This window comes from Paraburkholderia sp. AV2 (assembly GCF_054968425.1).
This window is the reverse complement of the sequence record NZ_JBANLK010000061.1, coordinates 10,969-29,971: the sequence shown is the minus strand read 5'-3', so window position 1 is coordinate 29,971 and position 19,003 is coordinate 10,969. Positions and strand designations below refer to the sequence as shown.

Here is a 19,003-nt window from a genome sequence, read left to right as displayed (position 1 = left end):
CGCGGCGGCCGCGGCCGCGGGGGCGCGGGGCGCGGGGGTTTTCTGGGCGGGCGGCGGGGGTGAGTGCTCCCGGCCCCCCCGACCTGACCGCCGCGCGCTTGCTAAAATCGGGGTTTTCCATCCGAACCGGGCCAACCAGGCGTTGAGCCTGCCCGCCGAAGGAACCCCGCATGAAACAGTATCTCGAGCTGGTCCGCTCGATTCTCGACACCGGCACCTGGCAGGAAAACCGCACGGGCATCCGCACGATCAGCCAGCCCGGCGCGATGCTGCGCTTCGATCTGCAACAGGGCTTTCCGGCCGTTACCACGAAGAAACTGGCGTTCAAGTCCGCTGTCGGCGAACTGATCGGCTTTCTGCGCGCCTCGCGCAGCGCCGCGGACTTCCGCGCGCTCGGCTGCAAGGTCTGGGACGCCAACGCGAACGAGAACGCGCAGTGGCTCGCGAATCCCTATCGCGAAGGCCCGGACGACCTCGGCGGCGTGTACGGCGTGCAGTGGCGCCGCTGGCCCGCATACAAGGTGCTGGACGCCGGCGCGACGGCTCGCATTGACGACGCGCAGTCGCGCGGTTATGCGCGCGTGGCGGAATTCGTCGAAGATGGGCGGCCGCAGGTGCTGCTCTACAAGGCGATCGACCAGTTGCGCCAGTGCCTCGACACGATCATGCACAACCCCACCGACCGGCGCATTCTGTTTCATGCGTGGAATCCGGCGGTGCTCGAAGAGATTGCGCTGCCCGCCTGCCACCTGCTGTACCAGTTCCTGCCGAACGCGACGAAGCGCGAGATGTCGCTGTGTCTTTATATCCGCAGCAACGACGTGGGCCTCGGCACGCCGTTCAACCTGACCGAAGGCGCGGTGCTGCTGCATCTGGTCGCCCGGCTTACGGGCTACACCCCGCGCTGGTTCACGTACTTCATCGGCGACGCGCACATTTACGAGAACCAGCTCGACATGCTCAACGAGCAGTTGCGCCGTGAACCGTTCGCGAGCCCGCAACTGGCGATCTCGGAGCGGGTGCCCGAGTACGCGAAGACGGGCGTGTACGAGCCGGAATGGCTAGAGAAGGTCGAACCCGCGGATTTCTCGCTGGTCGGCTACCGGCATCACGAACCGCTCACGGCGCCGATGGCCGTCTGAGCGCGAGCGGCAACGGCGGCGGCCTATGAAAAAGGCCCGCGAACCTCAGGTTCGCGGGCCTTTCGCGCTTGATGGCAGCGCTCGATAGCCGCTTTCATGACCGGGGAGCCAAGCTCCCCGGCGCTCGCGCTCAGCCGTGCTGATGGTCGTCATGACCGCGGTTGGCGTGCTCGTCCGGATGGGGCGCCGGGTGCGGTTCCGCGTGGGGCTGCGGCTGCGGGCGGGGTTCCGCATGTTGCTGCGGCTGCGGACGGGCCTCCGCGTGCTGCTCGGGCTGCGGTTGCGGGCGAGACTCCTCCCGAGCCTGCTGCGGCGCCTGCGGCCTTGCCTCGGGAGCCTGCTCGAAGCCGCGCTGCGGCTGGCCTTGCGGCTCGCGGGCGTTCGCCGCCTCGCGGGTCTCGGGCTGCCCCGGGCGGCGGGCTTCGTTGCCGGGTTCGCTGCGCGCGGCCATCGGCGCATGCGGCTGAGTCCAGACCGGCTGATGCGCCTCGGCCTGGCCCGGCGCGTTCGGCGTGCCGCCTGCCGGACGGCCTGCGACCTGCTGCGGCGGATGCGGTACGCCATGCTCCTCTTGCACCGGCTCATGGGCGTTCGCCATGCCCGGCTGGCCGCGTTCGGGTGCGGGCACGCCGCCCGGACGAGCAGGTTGCGGCGCACCGCCCCCGGGGCGCTCCGCTTCGCGCATCACCGGCGAATGCGGTGGCACCACGCGCACGTTCTGTGCGGCCGCGAGCGGCGCATGCGCCGGCGCGGAGACGCGCACGACCGGCGCGCCGGCCCCCGGCACCGCGCCGCCTTCGTGCGCGAAGCGCTGGGCGAGGGTGTCGTGAAAGGCGGGCGGCGTGACGGCCGCGCGCGTTGCCACGACCTGGCGTGCCTGCAGTGCCGCGGGCGGGCGATAGTTCGCGCGCCGCAGGGCGCCGCCGAAGCTGCCCTGCACCGGCGCGATGCCCGGCGTGCCGGACTCGATGCGAGCGTTGCGCCATTGCTGCGGATCGACGCGCTGCGCGAAGCGCGCGACGGGCTGGCCATGGACGAAGTCCGTCGCCGGCACCGCCGTCACCGCACCCGGCACGCGATAGTTGACGAAGGTGTTGTGCACGTTGACGTTCGTGATGTTGGTTACGTGCACGTTGTTGACGACGACGGTCTGGTTCACGCGCTGATAGTAGTGCGGGCTCCAGCCGCCCCAGCCCGGGTGCCACGGCTCGCCCGGCCCGAGCGCGAACCAGGCGACGCCTGCCGCGGCCACGCCGCCCACGGTCAGGTCCACGCCCCAGTTCGCGTCGCCGCCCCCGCCGCCGACGAAGGCGACGAGTGCCGGCGCGTAGACGGGCGGAGCGCTCTCGACGAGCGGGCCGGGCACCCACGCCCAACTGTCGTCGACATAGGCCCAGCGGCCGTAGTGATATGGCGCGAAGCCCCACGGGGCATCGTCGACCCACGTCCAGCCCCACGGCGCCTGCCAGACCCAATGGCCGTCGTGGTAAGGCGCCCAGCCCGCAGGCTCGGCGTTCGGTACCCAGACCTCGCCGTATTGCGGATTCTCGCGCCAGTTGCCGTTGGCATCGAGGTCCTCGTAACCGGGCATGTCGCGCGACACATAGCGCGCGGAGATCGAGCGGTCCTCGGCCGCGTCGCGAGCCAGCGCCCACTGGTCGAAGGCGTCGGGCGGCGGCGCGGCGTTGCTCGCCGTCTCCTGCAGGTCGGTGCCCGCGAACTGGATCTGCTGGCCCGCCGACATCGGGATCTGGCCGTTCTCGCCGTACACCGTCACGCTGCCGCTGCGCACGGTCACCGTCGTCGAGCTGCCGTCCGGCGCCACGTCCACGCGATAGTCGCCGGGCTGATTCACGCCGAGCGCGAGGTTCGGCGTGTCGATTTCATAGGTGGTGCCGGCGGGCAGCTCGCGCACGCGCGTCGAAAGCGTGCCTTGCGCCACCTTCAACTGGGCGGCGCTGTCGCTGAGGTTCAGGATGTCGAGGCTCGTCTGCGCGCTCATCCGCACCGCCGTCGAGCCGATATGAAGTTCCGAGCGGGCGTTCGCGTCGTTCCAGAGCTGGTCGCCCGTCGTGAGCGGGCGGTTCACCTGGGCATAGGACCAGTCGGTGGTGCCGGCCGGTTCGGTCGTGACGGCGCCGGCCATATAGTCGAGCCGCGCGACGCGGCCCGGCGGATCGACGTTCGCGCCTTCCTGCGCGCTGGCGCCGGGCGGCGGGGCGGACTGAGCGAATGCCGGGGCGGCGGCGAGGTTCAGTGCGGCAAGCGCGGCGCAAGCGATCAGCGTGTGGCCGGTAAGCCGGCGGAATGAGGTGAGGGTCGGTGTGCGCTCTTTCATGTTTTTCTCCATGGCGCGCCGCTTTTTACGGTGCGTCCTGTGAAGCACTGTAACGGCCGTGCCTGTTTCCATGCGCGCGGAATTGTAAGACCTTCGGCTCCAGATGTAACAGAACGTGTTGCCGTGTAAGGATTGCAAGGTGGGGCGTGCGGATCCCTGCCTTCGGCGCGGGCAGGGATCGACGGGATCGGGATGGCGGCAGGGATGGCGGCGAGGATGGCGCAGCGATCTAGCCGGCCGTCAACGCGTCGAACTCGCGCTGACCCGCCGGCGTGATACGCAGCACGCGCGGCCGGCTCGCGCGCTCGATCCAGCCGCGCGCCAGCCAGCAATCGAGCAGCGCGGCACCCAGCGCGCCGCCCAGATGCGGTCGCCGCTCGCTCCAGTCGAGACAGGTACAGGCGAAGCGGCGCCGCTTCGCGTGCAGCGCGCCGACGTCCACGCCCAGGTCGCGCAATCGTGCCGCACCGTCGGGCGTCGCGTCGAGATAGCCGCCGTCGAAGACGAGCAAGCCGTCGTCGACGAAGCGCTCGAACACGCTGACCGCGACTTCGCCCGCCATATGGTCGTAGCAGGTGCGGGCGCGGCGCATTTCCAGCGGCACCGTGCGCGCGGGCCGTATTGCCGGCTGCGGCGTCGCCGCCTCGGCGATGTTCATGAGGGCTTCGATGGCCGCCGCGATGTCGGGTGTCGCGATCCGGTAGTAACGATGGCGGCCGCGCACGTCGAGCGCGAGCAGGCCGCCTTCGGCGAGGCGCGCGAGGTGCGCGCTCGCTGCCGAGGGCGACAGCCCGGCGATCAGCGTGAGTTCGCCGGCGGGCCGCGCGCTGCCGTCCATCAGCGTCCAAAGCATGGCGGCCCGTCCGGGATCGGCGAGCAGCGCGCCAATGCGTGACAGGCCGGGAAAGTGGCGGGTTTCGTCGAGAAGCGGGGCAGCCATGGCGGCTCCTTGCAAGGGCGGCACGCGGGTGCCCATGAACGCTACTCTAACCGCGCCCGGCATTCGACGTTTCACGTTAATCTGAAACATGAACCTTCCACGTGCTCGCCTTCCCGAGAGGCCCGGCGGAGGCTTAGGGTCGAACGGGCGTCTCCTGCGTGTGCCGGTGCCGCTGCGCTAGAATCTAAACCTCTCCCTCACCGCACGCAGAGATGAAACGCTTTCTGGCCCTCGCGGCTGCCTGCTCCCTCGCATTGCTGTGCGCGGCTTGCGCACAGGGCGGTCCTGCGCCGTCGAACGACGTAAGCGGAGTCACGATGTACGGCACCCTCGACGAAGGCATCGTCTTCCGGCATTGAGCGTGGTTTGGCAGGAATTGATGCCATCCTGATGTGACTGCCAGCCGGGGCGATGCGATGATGACTGCATCGCGTCTTCCCGCTTTGCGCCATGTCTCAATCGTCTGCCGCGCGTCACGTCGTTTTCGCCGTCGCCCCCGATCTCGTTCTGCTCGATGCCTGTGGGCCCATTGAGGCGTTCTGGCGCGCCGAGCTCGCGGTGCGCGCTGCCCGGCCCGCGCAGGCGGCTGGCGGCGAGCCCTGTGCGTACCGCGTCACGGTTGCCTCGGTGGCGGGCGGCGTGCTACCGACCTTCGCGGGGCTGCCCGTCGTCACCGAACGGCTCGATGCGCTCGATGCCGCCACCATCGACACGCTGATCGTGCCGGGAACGCCCGTCGACGACGCCACGCCGCTGCAGCCCGAACTCGTCGCCTGGATCGCGGCCCGTGCGCCGCACGCACGGCGCGTGGCCGCGGTGTGCACGGGCGCGTTCTATCTCGCTGCCGCCGGTCTGCTGGATGGCCGCCGCGCGACGACGCATTGGCGCAACGCGGCCCAGCTCAAGCGGCGCTTTCCGCAGGTCGAAGTCGATCCCGATCCGATCTTTTTGTGCGACGCGCGCGATGGCCGCGTGGTCTGGACCTCGGCGGGCGTGACGGCGGGTATCGATCTGTCGCTCGCGCTGATCGAGGAGGACCATGGTCACGCCGTGGCGATGCAGGCCGCGCGCCGGCTCGTGGTGTTCATGAAGCGGCCCGGCGGCCAGGCGCAGTTCAGCGAGGCGCTGGCGGCGCAGTCCATGGCGGGCGGCACGTTCGACGCACTGCACGGCTGGATGGCCGCGAACCTGCATACGGAATTGAGCGTCGAGCGGCTTGCCGAGGCGGCGAGCATGAGCCCGCGCACGTTTGCGCGGCGCTATGCCGAAGAGGTGGGGCGTACGCCGGCGCGCACGGTGTCGGCGATGCGCGTGGAGGCCGCGGCGCACGCGCTCGTGCAATCGCGCCGGCCGCTCAAGCGGATCGCCGCCGACTGCGGCTTCGGCAGCGAGCAGAACCTGCGGCGCGCCTTCGAGCGCAGCTATGGCGTGCTGCCGCTCGAATACCGGGAGCGCTTCGCGGCAGCGTAGGGCGTTGGGGGGAGGCGGGGCTCGGCCAGACGCTGCGCCGGCCCAGATGCAACCGTATAATCGACGCCTTCCCACAAGCAAGCTGCGCAAGCGGCAAACCCCACGAGCGGAGCCCATCATGAGTACGCCTTCCCAGCCGCTGGACCGTTCGGAAACGACGTTCCGCTTTCTGGCCGAGCCGACTTCGGTGAATTTTGGCGGTAAAGTGCACGGCGGTGCGCTGATGAAGTGGATCGACGAGACCGCCTACGCATGCGCGGCCGTCTGGTCGGGCCGCTACTGCGTGACGGTGAGCGTGGGCAACATCCGGTTTCGCCGGCCGATCCTCGTCGGCAACATGGTCGAACTGCGCGCGCGCGTGGTGGCGACGGGCCGCACCTCGATGCACATCCACATCACGGTGCATGCCGGCGACCCGAAGAGCGGCCAGTTGCGCCTCACGACCGATTGCCTGATCGTGTTCGTTGCCGTGGACGAAAACGGCAATCCGATTCCCGTGCCGACGTTCACGCCCGAAACCGAAGAGCAGCAGCGCCTCGCAAAGTACGCGCTCGACGTGAGGCATGCGCTCGACGCGATCGTCGAACTGAAGCCCGAGGAAGTCGCGAAGGGCCAGGTCTGACGCACGACTTTCGTGAACGCAAAGCGGGCGGCGAGGTTTCGAATCCTCGCCGCCCGTTTGCTTTGCGCGAAGGCGAAGCGCCAGCTACTTTTTCGGATTTCCCACCATGTCGGCGGGCTTGACCCACTCGTCGAACTGCGCCTCGGTGACGTGGCCGAGCGCGAGTGCGGCGGCCTTGAGCGTCGTGCCTTCCTTGTGCGCCTTCTTGGCGATCTGCGCGGCTTTGTCGTAGCCGATGTGCGGATTGAGCGCCGTCACGAGCATCAGCGATTCGTTGAGCAAAGTGTCGATGCGCGTGTGGTTCGGCTCGATCCCCACGGCGCAGTGATCGTTGAAGCTGAGCGCGCCGTCCGCGAGCAGGCGGATCGACTGCAGCACGTTGTGCGCGATCATCGGCCGGAACACGTTGAGCTCGAAGTTGCCGCTCGCGCCGCCGAAGTTCACGGCCACGTCGTTGCCGAACACCTGGCAGCAGAGCATCGTCACTGCTTCGGACTGCGTAGGGTTCACCTTGCCGGGCATGATCGAGCTGCCGGGCTCGTTCTCGGGAATCGAGAGTTCGCCGAGGCCGCAGCGCGGGCCGCTCGCGAGCCAGCGAATATCGTTGGCGATCTTCATGAGGCTCGCGGCGACCGTCTTGAGCGCGCCGTGCGCGAACACGAGCGCGTCCGCCGCGGCCATCACCTCGAACTTGTTGGGCGCTGTGACGAAGGGCACGCCCGTGAGCTTGCCGATGGTTTCGGCCACTTTCTGCGCGAACTGCGGATGCGCGTTCAGGCCCGTGCCGACGGCGGTGCCGCCCTGCGCGAGTTCATGGAGATGCGGCAGCGCCGACTCGACATGCCTGATGCCCTGGTCGAGTTGCGCGACATAGCCGGAGAACTCCTGGCCGAGCGTGAGCGGCGTGGCGTCCTGCAGGTGGGTGCGGCCGATCTTGACGATGCCGGCGAAGGCCTTTGCTTTGGCGTCGAGCGTGTCGCGCAGCGTCTTCAGCGCGGGCAGCAGATGCTTGACGATGCCGTAAGCGGCCGCGACGTGCATGGCCGTCGGGAACACGTCGTTCGACGACTGGCCGCGATTGACGTCGTCGTTCGGATGGACGAGGCGTGCCTCGCCGCGCTCGCCGCCCAGGATCTCGCTCGCCCGGTTCGCGATCACCTCGTTGAGGTTCATGTTGGTTTGCGTGCCCGAGCCGGTCTGCCAGACCGCGAGCGGGAACTCGCCGGGATGCTTGCCTTCGATGATCTCGTTGGCAGCCTGCACGATCGCGCGCGCTTTTTTCTCGTCGAGCACGCCGAGGGCGAGGTTGACCTCGGCGGCCGCGCGCTTGATCGTGGCTAGCGCGTTGATCAGCTCGGGCGACTGCTTCTCGGTCGAAATGCGGAAGTTCTGCAGGGAGCGCTGCGTCTGCGCGCCCCAGAGGCGCGCGGCGGGCACGGCGATCTCGCCGAACGTGTCGCGCTCCAGTCTTACGTCTTCGGTCATGGTGCACTCCGGTGAGTGGCGCGACGCCGGCGATGGCTCAGGCGCCGCTTTCGGGTCCGCTTTCGGTCCGCCTGGGTGTCCGGTCGAAGGCGGGAATTTCACAACTGATTGTCGACCGGCAACAGCAAGAATAGCCCGGTCAACAGATTTCGGCAGAAACCGGCGTTCGGATCGACGTTGTACGTGTGGATCATGCCGTCTTCCTCGTCGGTCCACACGAGCGGCCAGGCCGTGGCCGCGCCGTTGGTGCCGGCGGGCGTGGCGAGCGTCACGTGGTAGCTGACCTTGGGCGAGGTCGCGCGCGCGAAATAGCTCGCTACCTCGTGGGCGAGCACCGGGCTGTCGATGGTCAGCGCGAGCTCGGTGTTCAGGCTCGCGGAGCGCGGGTCGAGATTGAGCGAGCCGATCACGACGGTCTCGTCGTCGATGACGTAGGCTTTCGCGTGCAGGCTCGAGCGCGAATGCGAGCCGGCGATGCTGACCGGTCTGCGCGAGGGCACGTCCTCCTTGAACTCGTAGAGTTCCGCGCCGGCGCGCAGGAGCGGCACGCGATAGGGGCTGTAGCCGGCCTGCACGGCGACGGCGTCCGTGGCGGCGAGCGAGTTGGTCAGGAACGCCACGCGCACGCCGCGCGCGGTCAGCTTGCGCACCTCCTCGACTCCCGCGTCGTGCGGCACGAAGTAGGGCGTGAAGGCCTGCACGCTGCTGTGCGCCGTGTGGATGCGGTCGAGGAGCGACTGCATGGCGGCGCCCACTTCGCCGCTCGGAGCGGCCTGCGCGTCGGCGATCTTCTCCGGCGAGTCGGCGACGAACGAGCAGCGCGCCCACTCGAGGTCGAGCTGGTGTTGCGCGATCTGAACGTCGAGCGGCGTGGCGTTGAGCGGCTTCGCGTTATAGGGATCGGCGTTCTCGTGCCAGTGGCGGCGCAATTCGTCGCGCGCGGCGTCGAGCTCGCGCGGATCGAACTGCTGGCGGTTCAGCGCGCTCAAGGGATAGGCGACGCTGCTGTTCCAGTACGCGTCGAAGCTTGCCGAGATCTGCGCCGCGACCGGGCCGGCCGCGAGCACGTCGAGATCGGTGAACTGCAATGTCGGGCTCGCGCTGAAGTACTCGTCGCCCAGGTTGCGGCCGCCCACGATCGCGAGCTGGTTGTCCACGATCATCGCCTTGTTGTGCATGCGGCGCGTGAACTGGTCGAGGTTCGTGAAGAAGTTCGTGGTGCGCGCGAACATGCCTTCGCCCGCGCTGCCATACGGATTGAACACGCGGATCTGGATCATCGGGTGCGTGTTCAGGGCCGCCATCAGACTGTCGATGTCGTGGAAGTTCAGGTCGTCCACGAGCATGCGCACGCGCACGCCGTGGTCGGCCGCATAGAGCGCCGCGCCCAGCAGCAGCTTGCCGGTCGTGTCCTCGTTCGCGATGTAGTACTGCATGTCGAGCGTCTTCGTCGCGGCCCGGGCGAGCGCGATGCGCATCTGCAGGGAGTCCGTGCCGGTGGCGAGGAGGCGAAAGCCCGACTGGCCCGGGTGCGCGGCTTCGGGCGCCGCGAGCGCGGTGCCGAGGGCGGTGGGCGTGGTCTGCGGCAGCGCCTGGGTGGTGTCGCGCGGCAAGGCCGTGGCGGGCGGCCGCGTGGCGCAGGCGGCGACGAGCGTCGCGCAGAGGAGGACAAGAGCGGCGCGCAGGAATCGCGCGAAAGGGCGCGCCGCATTGCGGCGCGTTGGAGCTTGGGTCGGTGCGGGTGGCGCAGTCAAGCGGGGTCTCCCGTGCGGTCGTGGCGCGCTGTCTTCTTTCCTGCGGAGTCGGCCTGATTCTACGGGAGCGTGCTGGCGCGCGTACTGCCGCGCGCCGGCTTGCCGGCCCAGTAGCCCGCGAGCAGCGACCCCGAAAGGTTGTGCCACACCGAGAACAGCGCGCCGGGCAGCGCGGCGAGGGGGGAGAAGTAGAGCTTGCCGAGCGTCGCGGCGAGGCCCGAGTTCTGCATGCCGACCTCGATGGCGAGCGTGCGGCACACGGACTCGTCGAAGCCGAGCAGGCGTCCGCCCCAATAGCCGCCCAGCAGGCCGAGGCCGTTGTGCAGGACCACGCCGAGCGCGACCAGCGGCCCGACCGTCGCGATGCTCGCGTGCGTGCCGCCCACCACAGCGGCGATGATCGCGAGGATCGCGGCCATCGAGACGAGCGGCAGCACCGGCTCGATGCGGCGCACGAGCCCATGGGCGAGACGGTTGACGAGGAGGCCGATCAGGATCGGCAGGCCGACGATTTGCAGGATGCTCAGCAGCATGCCGCGCACGTCGACCGTGATCGAGGCATCGACATAGAGACGCGTGAGGAGCGGAGTGGCGAACACGCCGACGAGCGTGGACAGCGCGCTGATCGTCACTGAAAGCGCGACGTCGCCGCGCGCCAGATAAATCATCACGTTCGAAGCGGTGCCGCTTGCCACGCTGCCCACGAGCACCATGCCGGCCGTGAGGTCGGGCGGCATGTGCAGCGCTTTTGCGATCGCCCATGCGGCGAGCGGCATCACGAGGTAATGCAGGAAGATGCCGGCCAGCACGGGCGCGGGCCGCGTGAACACGCGCTGGAAGTCGGCGAAGGAGAGCGTGACGCCCATCGCGAGCATGATGATCATGAGCAGCGTCGTGACGTGCGGCGCGATTGGCGCGACCGCGCCCGGCACGAAGTACGCGACGAGGGAGACGAGCACGGCCCAGAGCGGGAAGAGTCGGGTGATCGGGGCAAGCATGGCGGGGTGGTCCGGTTTTGGTTTTTTGGGCGTGGCTGCGTTTGTTATCGGCCGATGCGGAGGCGCGCCTCATGGACAACTGGACGGCGACCGTGGCGCGCCCATTTTAACCGGACGCTTAACTGCCCGAGGCGCGTCAGGCCTGGCGGGCTCCGGTGGCCGCGACGATGACGCGCCGCAGGCTCATCCGGTGAAAACGCAGCGTCATCAGCACGGCGACCGTGGCAAGGCCCGCGGCGAGGCCCCACCAGAGCCCGCGCGCGCCCAGCCCGAAGTGGAACGCGAGCGCATAGCCGATCGGAAAGCCGATGCCCCAGTAGCCGAGCGTTGCCGCCATCATCGGAATGCGCGTGTCCTTCAGGCCGCGCAGGCAGCCCGAGCCCACGGTCTGCACGCCGTCGGCGATCTGGAACAGCGCCGCCACGCCGAGCAGCGAGGTCGCGAGCGAGACGGTCGCAGCGTTCGCGGGATCGTCGAGATGCAGGTAGAGCCCGACGATCCAGTGCGGCGCGAACACCATCACGAGCGCCGAGAGCGACATGAAGCCTCCGCCCAGCGCGAGCGCGACGAGGCCGGCATGGCGTGCCGCGCCCGGCTGCCCGGCGCCGGACCAGTAGCCGACGCGCACATTGGCCGCCTGGCCGATTGCGAGCGGCACCATGAACGACACGGAGGCCACGTTCAATGCGATCTGGTGCGCGGCGAGCGGCGTTTCGCCGAGCAGGCCCATCAGCAGGCCGGTGACGAGGAACAGCATCGCCTCGACTGCGTAGGTGATCGCGACGGGCCAGCCGATCGAAACGAGTTCGCCCATCATGGGCCCCGTGGGCCGCCGCGCGGCGACGAAATGCTGATGCGAGGGCCGCAGGTGCAGGAGCGCCATCAGGACGATGGCGGTGAGCCAGATCGTGATGGCGGTCGCCGTTGCCGAGCCGAGGAAGCCGAGGTGCGGCAGTCCCCACGCGCCGTGGATCAGCCCGTAGTTGAGGAAGCCGTTGACGAACACGCACGCGAGCGACACCCACAGGAGGCGCTTCGCGGCGCCGATGGCCGGCAGGAACGAGCGCAGGAGCCCCACGGCGATCAGGCTCGCGGGCGCGCCCCAGCGCAGCACGGCCGCGTAGTCGCCAACGTGCTGCGCGAGGAGCGGCGGTTCGCCAAGTCTGAGCAGGATGGGGCCCGCAAACGAGAGCAGCGCGAACGCGGGCAGCGAGAGCAGCAGCGCGAGCGCGAAGCCGGTCCAGTAGATATGCGGCACGTCCTGATCGTTCTGCGCGCCGCGCGCCTGGGCGACGCTCACGCTTACCGAAGTCAGCACACCCTGCAGCACCGTCACGACGACGAAGAACAGGTTCGCGCCGAGCCCGCCCGCCGCAAGCGCATCCGCGCCGAGCGAGCCGAGCAGCACGGTGTCGGTCACGCTCATGGCCATCTGCGAAAGCTGGGCGATGGCGAGCGGGGCGGCGAGGCGCGCGGTGTCGGCGGCGTGGCGGGAAAGCGTGGGCGGCGCGATGGCGCGCGCGGAGAGCGTCGGTCGGGTCATAAAAGACAAGCGGCGCGAAGAGTCGCGCCGCGCGGCGTTTTAGCGTTTTATCGGGCGTTCTGTCGGAATCGACAGCTTATTGCGGGTTAGCCCTATTGTCGATCACGAAGCCCACTTCTGGTGCATTTTCTTTCATTCCGCTTCGCGGATCGCGATGCGCGTGTCGCCCAGCAGCACGACCTGGCCCGCGCGGACCTTGCAGGTCTTGCGCAGTTCGACCTCTCCGTCCACCTTCACCGCCCCCGAAGCGACGATCTGCTTGGCCGAGCCGCCGCTGTCGGCGAGCCCCGTGATCTTCAGGAGGTTGTGCAGTTCGACGAATTCGCCGGTCAACGTGAAATCGAGATTGGGCATGGCGAGGTCGGCTCGGGGCGCGGGAGGATGCATTCGAAGGGTTCGCATCATACGGCATGCGGAGGATGGGGCCAACGGGAGGCTTTGAGCCTGAATACTGCCAGATCGCATCAGGATCGGTGCTTGCCGGCGTGGGGTGTATGGATATACAGTATGCGTCGCCCCTTGTTTCCAGACGCCCACTGCCGTGTCCAGCGTAGTCGAAAACCCCGCCGCGAGCGATGTCGTTGCCACCGCAGTTTCCACTGAGGTTGCCAACTGGCTCTCGAAGCTCAACGACGCCCAGCGGGCGGCTGTCGAGCATGGCGGCCCGGACGGTTTCGCGCCCGGCGCGACGCTGCCCCCGCCGCTCCTCGTGATTGCCGGCGCGGGGTCGGGCAAGACCAATACGCTCGCGCATCGCGTCGCGCATCTTGTCGTCAACGGCGCCGATCCGCATCGCATCCTGCTTCTCACGTTCTCACGCCGCGCGGCCGAGGAAATGAAACGCCGAGTGGGCCGCATCGCCGCGGGCGTGCCGGGCGCGGCGGCCGCGCTCGCGCAGGGACTCACGTGGGCGGGCACGTTTCACGGCGTCGGCGCGCGCCTGTTGCGCGAATACGCCGAGCAGATCGGCCTTTCGCCGGCCTTCACGATCAACGACCGCGAGGATTCCGCCGACCTGATGAACCTCGTGCGCCACGAGTTGGGTCTCTCGGCGAAAGAGCGGCGCTTTCCGTCGAAGAACACCTGCCTCGCCATCTATTCGCGCGTCGTCAACACCGGCGACACGCTCGTGAACGTGCTGAACCGCTCGTTTTCGTGGTGCCTCGAGTGGGAGCCGCAATTGAAGGCGCTCTTTGCGGCCTACGTCGATGCGAAGCAGAAGCAGAGCGTGCTCGACTACGACGACCTGCTGCTCTACTGGGCGCACATGGCCGCGGAGCCCTCGCTTGCCGCCGATCTGGCGGGCCGCTTCGATCACGTGCTCGTGGACGAGTACCAGGACACCAACCGCCTGCAGGCCGCCATCCTGCTCGCGCTCAAACCCGACGGACGCGGCCTCACGGTGGTCGGCGACGACGCCCAGGCCATCTACTCGTTTCGCGGCGCGACAGTGCGCAACATCCTCGATTTCCCCGCGCAGTTCGATCCGCCCGCGCGCCAGGTCACGCTCGAGCGCAACTATCGCTCGACGCAGCCCATCCTCGCCGCGTCGAATGCCGTGATCGATGCCGCGCGCGAGCGCTTCACGAAGAATCTCTGGAGCGACCGGCCCTCGGCGCAGCGTCCGCGCCTCGTGACGGTCGCCGACGAGGCCACTCAGGCGCGCTACGTCGTCGAACAGATTCTGGAGGCGCGCGAGACGGGCATGAAGCTCAAGCAGCAAGCCGTGCTGTTTCGCGCCGCTCACCACAGCGCGGCGCTCGAAATCGAACTCGCGCGGCGCAACATCCCGTTCGTGAAGTTCGGCGGACTGCGCTTTCTCGATGCCGCGCACGTCAAGGACGTGCTCGCGGTGCTGCGCTGGGCGGAGAATCCGCTCGACCGCGTGGCGGGTTTTCGGGTCGCCCAGTTGTTGCCGGGCGTCGGGCCCGCGACGGCCGCGCGGCTGCTCGACCAGGTCGCGGCCTGCACGGGCGCGTATCGCGCGGCCGAAGCGCTCGCGGCGTTTGCGCCGCCGCCGCGCGCCGCCGAGGACTGGGCCGCTTTCGCCGCGCTGATCGAGGATATCGGCCGGCGCGCGACGCCGTGGCCCGCCGAGTTCGAGCGCGTACGCCGCTGGTACGAGCCGCACCTCGAGCGCAACCACGAGGACGCGGCCGTGCGCCTCGCGGATCTGCTGCAGATGGAGAGCATCGCGAGCACCTATGCCTCGCGCGAGCGCTTTCTGACGGAACTTACGCTCGATCCGCCCGACGCCACGAGCGCGGAATCGGCCAATCCACTGCTCGACGAGGACTACCTGATCCTCTCGACGATCCACTCCGCGAAAGGGCAGGAGTGGCGCAACGTGTTCGTGCTCAACGGCGTGGATGGCTGCATCCCGTCCGATCTCGGCGCGGGCAGCGACGAAGAACTGGAAGAGGAACGTCGCCTGCTCTACGTGGCGATGACGCGTGCGAAAGAGGATCTGCACATCGTCGTGCCGCAGCGCTTCTACGTCCACAACCAGACCGCCTCGGGCGACCGTCACATATGGGCTTCGCGCACGCGCTTCATTGCAGCGGCGGCGCTGCCGCTCTTCGAGTCGCGCGCGTGGCCGCCCGCGCCCGCCGTCGCGCCGCCGAGCGCGGCCGGCCTTGCCGCCGCCGCGCAGGCGAAGATCGAGATCGGTGCGAAGCTCAGGAAGATGTGGGATTAGGCGGGCGAGGGTGGCCGCTCGGGGCGCCGGTAGTTGGACGCCCCGCGGTCAGACGCCCTCCTCAATTCGACTGGCGGCGCGGCTGGCTGCGCTGCGGCGGCACGAAGAAGTTGCGCAGCCACGCGGCGAGGCGCGTGAAGATGTCGTCGGGTTCCTCGACGAAGATTTCAGGCTTGAGCAGCCGCAGGTACTCCATGATCTGCTGCGCCTCCTGCTTCTGGAACACGCCATGCGTGATCGCGAGCCGCAACAGGCCGCGCAGCTCACCGAGGCGCTCGCGCGCCGTGCTGCCCGAGCTCGTCTCGCAGCCGATCTTCGCCTCGTAGATACGCTGGCGCAGCGACTCCGAGAGACGCCAGGCCGGCGTCTGCATCTGCTCTTCCAGCGTCTGCATGTCCTGCACGGACGACTTGATCTGCGCCGCGAGCGGATCGATCAGCACCTGCTCGCCCTGCGCCTCGTCCACGATTGCCGCCGCCCATTCGCGGCACTGCTTGGCCAGCTCCTCAGGCGTCCATTCGGGGCGCGAGGCGAAACCGAAACCGAACTCGCTCGCTTGCCGCATCAGGATCGACACGACTTCGGGAAATTCCTTGTCGAGCGTGCGCTTTGCCCAGGCATACTGGCCGCCCGTCAGCATGCGGTGCACCGCGTTCTCGGTGAGCGGCACCATGTTGTCCAGCAGCTTGGCGCGCAGAAAATCCTCGAACGCCGGCGTCGCGAACTGCGGGTCGAGCTTCAGCGAGACGCGCAGGAAGGCGTCGAAGTCCTTGCGCAGCGACGCCAGCGTTTCGTCCTTGAGATTGAGGGTGATGTGCCCCATTGTGGTTGCCCCGTGTGATCCTTGCCGCACTGCGCCGTGCTGGCTGTCGCCCGGCCCGGGTGACGCCGTGCGGCGCCTCCGCGAATATGCGAACACGCGGGCGACGGCGCCAAAGCAGGCCTTGACGGGATTAACGGCCTCGCGGAGCGAAACTTGAGACAAGCTTGGCTGGAGGCGGCGCGCGGCCGCGCGCCTTAGCGCAAAACGACGCCTTGCCAGAGAAAGAACACACCCAGGCCGACCGCGATCGTGACGAGCGGCCGCCGCGTGAGCACGCTGACGACGATGGCGGCGAGCGCGCCCACGAGCTGCGGATTGCGCCAGTTAAGCTCGGCGCCGTGACCGTGCGGCGAGACGGCCATCGGCACGATGATCGCGGTGAGTACCGTAACGGGCACGAAACCGAGCGCGGTGCGCACGAGCGGCGGGAACACGAGCCGCTCGCCGAGCACGAAGACGGCCGTGCGCACGAGCCAGGTGATGAGGGCCATGCCGAGGATCAAGACGACGTAGCTCATTGGCGGGCTCCGGCGGCGGTGCGCGGTCCGGTGCGCTGGGTGGCACGCGGCAGCGACAGCGCCACGCCCACTACGACGCCTGCCAGCACGGCGGCGAGCAGCCCGAGCTTGTACGGCCAGCCCTGCCAGAAGAAGGCGAGCGCGCCGGCCGTGACGGCAGCGGCCACATAGCGCACGGCGACGAGCTGCGGCACGACGATGGCGATGAAGGTGGCGACCATCGCGAAATCGAGCCCGAGCGACTGCAGGCCTGGGAAGGCGGCGCCGAACAGCAGGCCGACGGCGGTCCAGATCTGCCAGTTCACGTACATCGCGACGCCCGAGCCGAGGAAGTGCCAGGGCGAAACATCGTCGCCGGGCGGATGGCGGCGGAAGTGTGCCCAGGCGACGGCGAAGACTTCGTCGGTGAGGAGCCCGCCCAGCACGAGACGCCAGCGCAACGGCAGGTGCGAAACGTAGGGGGCGAGCGTCGCGCTGTAGAGCACGTGGCGCAGGTTGACGACGAGCGTGGTCGCCCAGATCACGACGAAACTCGCGTGCGAGGCAATCAGGCCGAGCGCGATGAACTGCGCGGACCCGGCGAACACGGCCAGCGACATGAGCTGGCCATGCCAGAGCGCCAGCGGGCCCGAGGTCACGAGCGTGCCGAAGATGACGCCGAACGGCGCGGCGCCGACCATCATGGGGATCGTGTCGCGCGCGCCCGCGACGAACTCTTGGGAACGGGTGGGGTGAGTGGTCAAGTTGTCCTCCTGAGACTGGAGGACAGCGTAGCGCCCCGGCCGGCGCCTGGCTTGTACGTTCTTGCGGCGGCGCTAATAGTGCTACTGGTGCTAATGGCGCTTACGGTGCCTGCCAGCGTCCCGGCGGCACGCCGAACATGCGGCGGAAGTGCCGCGTGAAGTGACTCTGGTCGGTGAAACCGGCGGCGCTGGCGACGTCGGCGACCGTGGCGCCCGCGCGCAGCGGCGCGAGCGAGCGCTGCAGGCGCAACTGCGTGCGCCATGCGTGCGGCGGCAGGCCGGTGGCCTGCGTGAAGAGCCGGGTGGCATGAAACGGCGAAAGGCCAACCGCTTTGGCGAGATCGGCGATACGCAATGGCGCCGTGAGATCGGCGGCGAGCAGGGCCTTCATCGTCTCCACGCGCGGATCGTCCGGCAAAGCGCGCACGGGTGCCGCCTCCGTGTGGGCATGGCGCGCGAGCAGGGTCGAGAGTGCATCGACGAGGGCGCATTCCACCCCCAGCAGATCGCTGCCGGGGCTCGGTGTGCCGGTCACGACCGGATTTTCCGCATCGGCCCTGGTCCGGGCCGCGTGGTGCCGGTCGACATCGGCTTCGAGTAGCCGGTGCGCGTGGGAGAGACGCCGGGCCAGATCGGGATCGCGGATCACCTCGGAGCCGAACCACGGCAGCGGCTGCGTTCGACCGGCGATTTCGTCGGCCAGGCCGTGCAGATAGTCGATCGGCACGTACATCACGCGATAGCGCCAGCCTTCGTCCACTGCGCGCGAACCGGTGTGCAGCTCGCCGGGATGGATGACCGGCACGGTTCCCGCTTCCGCCACGTACTGCGCGCCCCGGTAGCGGTAGCACTCCGCGCCGTCCTCGATCACGGGAATGGCGTAGGCCTCGTGCCAGTGCGGCGCGAACGTGTGCTCGTGATACTCGGCCGTGACGAGATCCGCGCCGGGCAAAAGCGGTGTGCGCCAGTAGCGGGCGAAATCTCGGAAACGGCGGGTGGTCATGGCGGCAAGCAATCGGGGCGGGCGTCTTTCAGTGTAGCGCGCCCGCGAGCGGACGGGCGAGCGGGCGCGGCGCGGGAAGGGCGCTAGCGCAGCGGGATCGCCGTGCCCGCCGGCACGGGCACGGCGGTGACGCTGTTCTTGGCGCTGCCGCTCACTACCCGGTCGCTGTAGGTCAGATAGACGAGCGCGTTGCGCTTCGCGTCCACCACGCGCACGACGTGCAAGGTCTTGAAGAGGAAGGACATGCGCTCGTTGAACACGTCGTCCTGCTGCTTGAGCGGCCCGGTGAAGGAGATCGCGCCCACCTGGCGGCAGGCGATGGAGGCTTCGGTCGGATCCTCGGCAATGCCGAGCGTACCCTTCACGCCGCCCGTGCGAGCGCGCGAGACATAGCAGGTGATGCCGTGCACCTGCGGATCGTCATAGGCCTCGACGACAACGCGGTCGGAGCCGGTGAGGTGGAAATTGGTGTTCACGCTGCCGATCTGTTCGGCGTGGGCGGTGGCGAGTGCGAAGCCGAGGGCGGTGCCGCTCAGCAGGGCGATGAATCGAGATGCGGACATATCGGATTCCCGAGGGTAGCGAACCGTCATTATCGGGCAGGCCGGTTCGCCCGCCAGTGCCTGGTGCACGGATAGCGGGCAAAGCCACGCGACAGCTCGTGCTGCGCAAGGGTGGCGCGAAAAAAGAAAAAGGCGTTGCGCGAAAATCGCGCAACGCCTTCGATTTTTGGCTCCCCGACCTGGGCTCGAACCAGGGACCTACGGATTAACAGTCCGGCGCTCTACCGACTGAGCTATCGGGGAACAGCAATACAGCAACTCTTCACGACATAAAAAAGCCCGTTGTGGTTAACGGGCTTTTGCGATTCTTTGGCTCCCCGACCTGGGCTCGAACCAGGGACCTACGGATTAACAGTCCGGCGC

17 protein-coding genes and 2 tRNA genes (1 of these 19 cut by a window edge) are annotated in these 19,003 nt (G+C 68.6%); 5 read left to right on the top strand and 14 right to left on the bottom strand.

The genetic code is table 11. The features are described 5' to 3' along the window. Positions 1-170 precede the first annotated feature (170 nt). Entirely contained in the window at positions 171-1,142 is a 972-nt protein-coding gene (locus tag V8683_RS27975) for a thymidylate synthase (protein WP_411188971.1), read from the top strand. 130 nt (positions 1,143-1,272) lie between these two features. Here V8683_RS27975 and V8683_RS27970 read toward each other — a convergent pair whose 3' ends face one another. Both V8683_RS27970 and V8683_RS27965 read right to left on the bottom strand, forming a co-directional pair. Beyond that, a complete protein-coding gene (locus V8683_RS27970) occupies positions 1,273-3,480 on the bottom strand; it encodes a DUF6600 domain-containing protein (protein ID WP_411188972.1) in 2,208 nt (735 codons plus the stop codon). Positions 3,481-3,709: 229 nt separating this feature from the next. Continuing rightward, on the bottom strand, positions 3,710-4,420 hold the full coding sequence (locus V8683_RS27965) for an ArsR/SmtB family transcription factor (RefSeq protein WP_411188973.1): 711 nt from the start codon (positions 4,418-4,420) through the stop codon (positions 3,710-3,712). A gap of 212 nt (positions 4,421-4,632) precedes the next feature. On the opposite strand from V8683_RS27965, the gene V8683_RS27960 reads away from it, so the two are divergent. From V8683_RS27960 to V8683_RS27950, 3 genes are all read left to right on the top strand, one after another. Beyond that, positions 4,633-4,779: a hypothetical protein gene (locus tag V8683_RS27960; protein WP_411188974.1), complete on the top strand. Its 147-nt coding sequence runs from the start codon at positions 4,633-4,635 to the stop codon at positions 4,777-4,779. 91 nt (positions 4,780-4,870) lie between these two features. Next, a complete protein-coding gene (locus V8683_RS27955; protein ID WP_411188975.1) occupies positions 4,871-5,890 on the top strand; it encodes a GlxA family transcriptional regulator in 1,020 nt (339 codons plus the stop codon). A 118-nt stretch (positions 5,891-6,008) separates the two neighbouring features. Beyond that, the gene (locus tag V8683_RS27950; RefSeq protein ID WP_411188976.1) at positions 6,009-6,512 is read left to right on the top strand and encodes an acyl-CoA thioesterase; all 504 of its coding nucleotides are present in this window, start codon (positions 6,009-6,011) and stop codon (positions 6,510-6,512) included. An 84-nt stretch (positions 6,513-6,596) separates the two neighbouring features. Here the strand turns inward: V8683_RS27950 and fumC are convergent, their stop codons facing one another. The 5 genes from fumC to V8683_RS27925 form a co-directional block, all read right to left on the bottom strand. Beyond that, positions 6,597-7,997 carry a class II fumarate hydratase gene (gene fumC, locus V8683_RS27945; RefSeq protein ID WP_411188977.1) on the bottom strand — a complete coding sequence of 467 codons (1,401 nt, stop codon included), beginning with the start codon at positions 7,995-7,997 and terminating at the stop codon, positions 6,597-6,599. Positions 7,998-8,095: 98 nt separating this feature from the next. Continuing rightward, the gene (locus V8683_RS27940; RefSeq protein ID WP_411188978.1) at positions 8,096-9,751 is read right to left on the bottom strand and encodes a phospholipase D family protein; all 1,656 of its coding nucleotides are present in this window, start codon (positions 9,749-9,751) and stop codon (positions 8,096-8,098) included. Between the two features lie 59 nt (positions 9,752-9,810). Next, positions 9,811-10,749 carry a ketopantoate/pantoate/pantothenate transporter PanS gene (gene panS / locus V8683_RS27935; protein ID WP_411188979.1) on the bottom strand — a complete coding sequence of 313 codons (939 nt, stop codon included), beginning with the start codon at positions 10,747-10,749 and terminating at the stop codon, positions 9,811-9,813. Between the two features lie 136 nt (positions 10,750-10,885). Then, on the bottom strand, positions 10,886-12,292 hold the full coding sequence (locus V8683_RS27930; protein WP_411188980.1) for an MATE family efflux transporter: 1,407 nt from the start codon (positions 12,290-12,292) through the stop codon (positions 10,886-10,888). A gap of 132 nt (positions 12,293-12,424) precedes the next feature. Continuing rightward, entirely contained in the window at positions 12,425-12,646 is a 222-nt protein-coding gene (locus V8683_RS27925; RefSeq protein WP_411188981.1) for an RNA-binding S4 domain-containing protein, read from the bottom strand. A 187-nt stretch (positions 12,647-12,833) separates the two neighbouring features. Between V8683_RS27925 and V8683_RS27920 the strand changes: the two genes are divergently transcribed. Continuing rightward, the gene (locus V8683_RS27920; protein ID WP_411188982.1) at positions 12,834-14,990 is read left to right on the top strand and encodes an ATP-dependent helicase; all 2,157 of its coding nucleotides are present in this window, start codon (positions 12,834-12,836) and stop codon (positions 14,988-14,990) included. Positions 14,991-15,051: 61 nt separating this feature from the next. On the opposite strand, the gene V8683_RS27915 is transcribed toward V8683_RS27920, so the two are convergent. From V8683_RS27915 to V8683_RS27885, 7 genes are all read right to left on the bottom strand, one after another. Continuing rightward, positions 15,052-15,813: a DUF4088 family protein gene (locus V8683_RS27915; RefSeq protein ID WP_411188983.1), complete on the bottom strand. Its 762-nt coding sequence runs from the start codon at positions 15,811-15,813 to the stop codon at positions 15,052-15,054. Between the two features lie 194 nt (positions 15,814-16,007). Then, a complete protein-coding gene (locus V8683_RS27910; RefSeq protein WP_411188984.1) occupies positions 16,008-16,331 on the bottom strand; it encodes an AzlD domain-containing protein in 324 nt (107 codons plus the stop codon). Beyond that, entirely contained in the window at positions 16,328-17,014 is a 687-nt protein-coding gene (locus V8683_RS27905; RefSeq protein WP_411190509.1) for an AzlC family ABC transporter permease, read from the bottom strand. The genes V8683_RS27910 and V8683_RS27905 overlap by 4 nt, the downstream gene beginning before the upstream one ends. A gap of 160 nt (positions 17,015-17,174) precedes the next feature. Next, the gene (locus tag V8683_RS27900; protein WP_411188985.1) at positions 17,175-18,077 is read right to left on the bottom strand and encodes a helix-turn-helix transcriptional regulator; all 903 of its coding nucleotides are present in this window, start codon (positions 18,075-18,077) and stop codon (positions 17,175-17,177) included. A gap of 83 nt (positions 18,078-18,160) precedes the next feature. Further along, the gene (locus V8683_RS27895) at positions 18,161-18,640 is read right to left on the bottom strand and encodes a CreA family protein (protein WP_411188986.1); all 480 of its coding nucleotides are present in this window, start codon (positions 18,638-18,640) and stop codon (positions 18,161-18,163) included. 167 nt (positions 18,641-18,807) lie between these two features. Next, a tRNA-Asn gene (locus tag V8683_RS27890) sits at positions 18,808-18,883 on the bottom strand. Between the two features lie 67 nt (positions 18,884-18,950). Beyond that, positions 18,951-19,003 (bottom strand) — tRNA-Asn (locus V8683_RS27885); it runs 123 nt beyond the window's last position.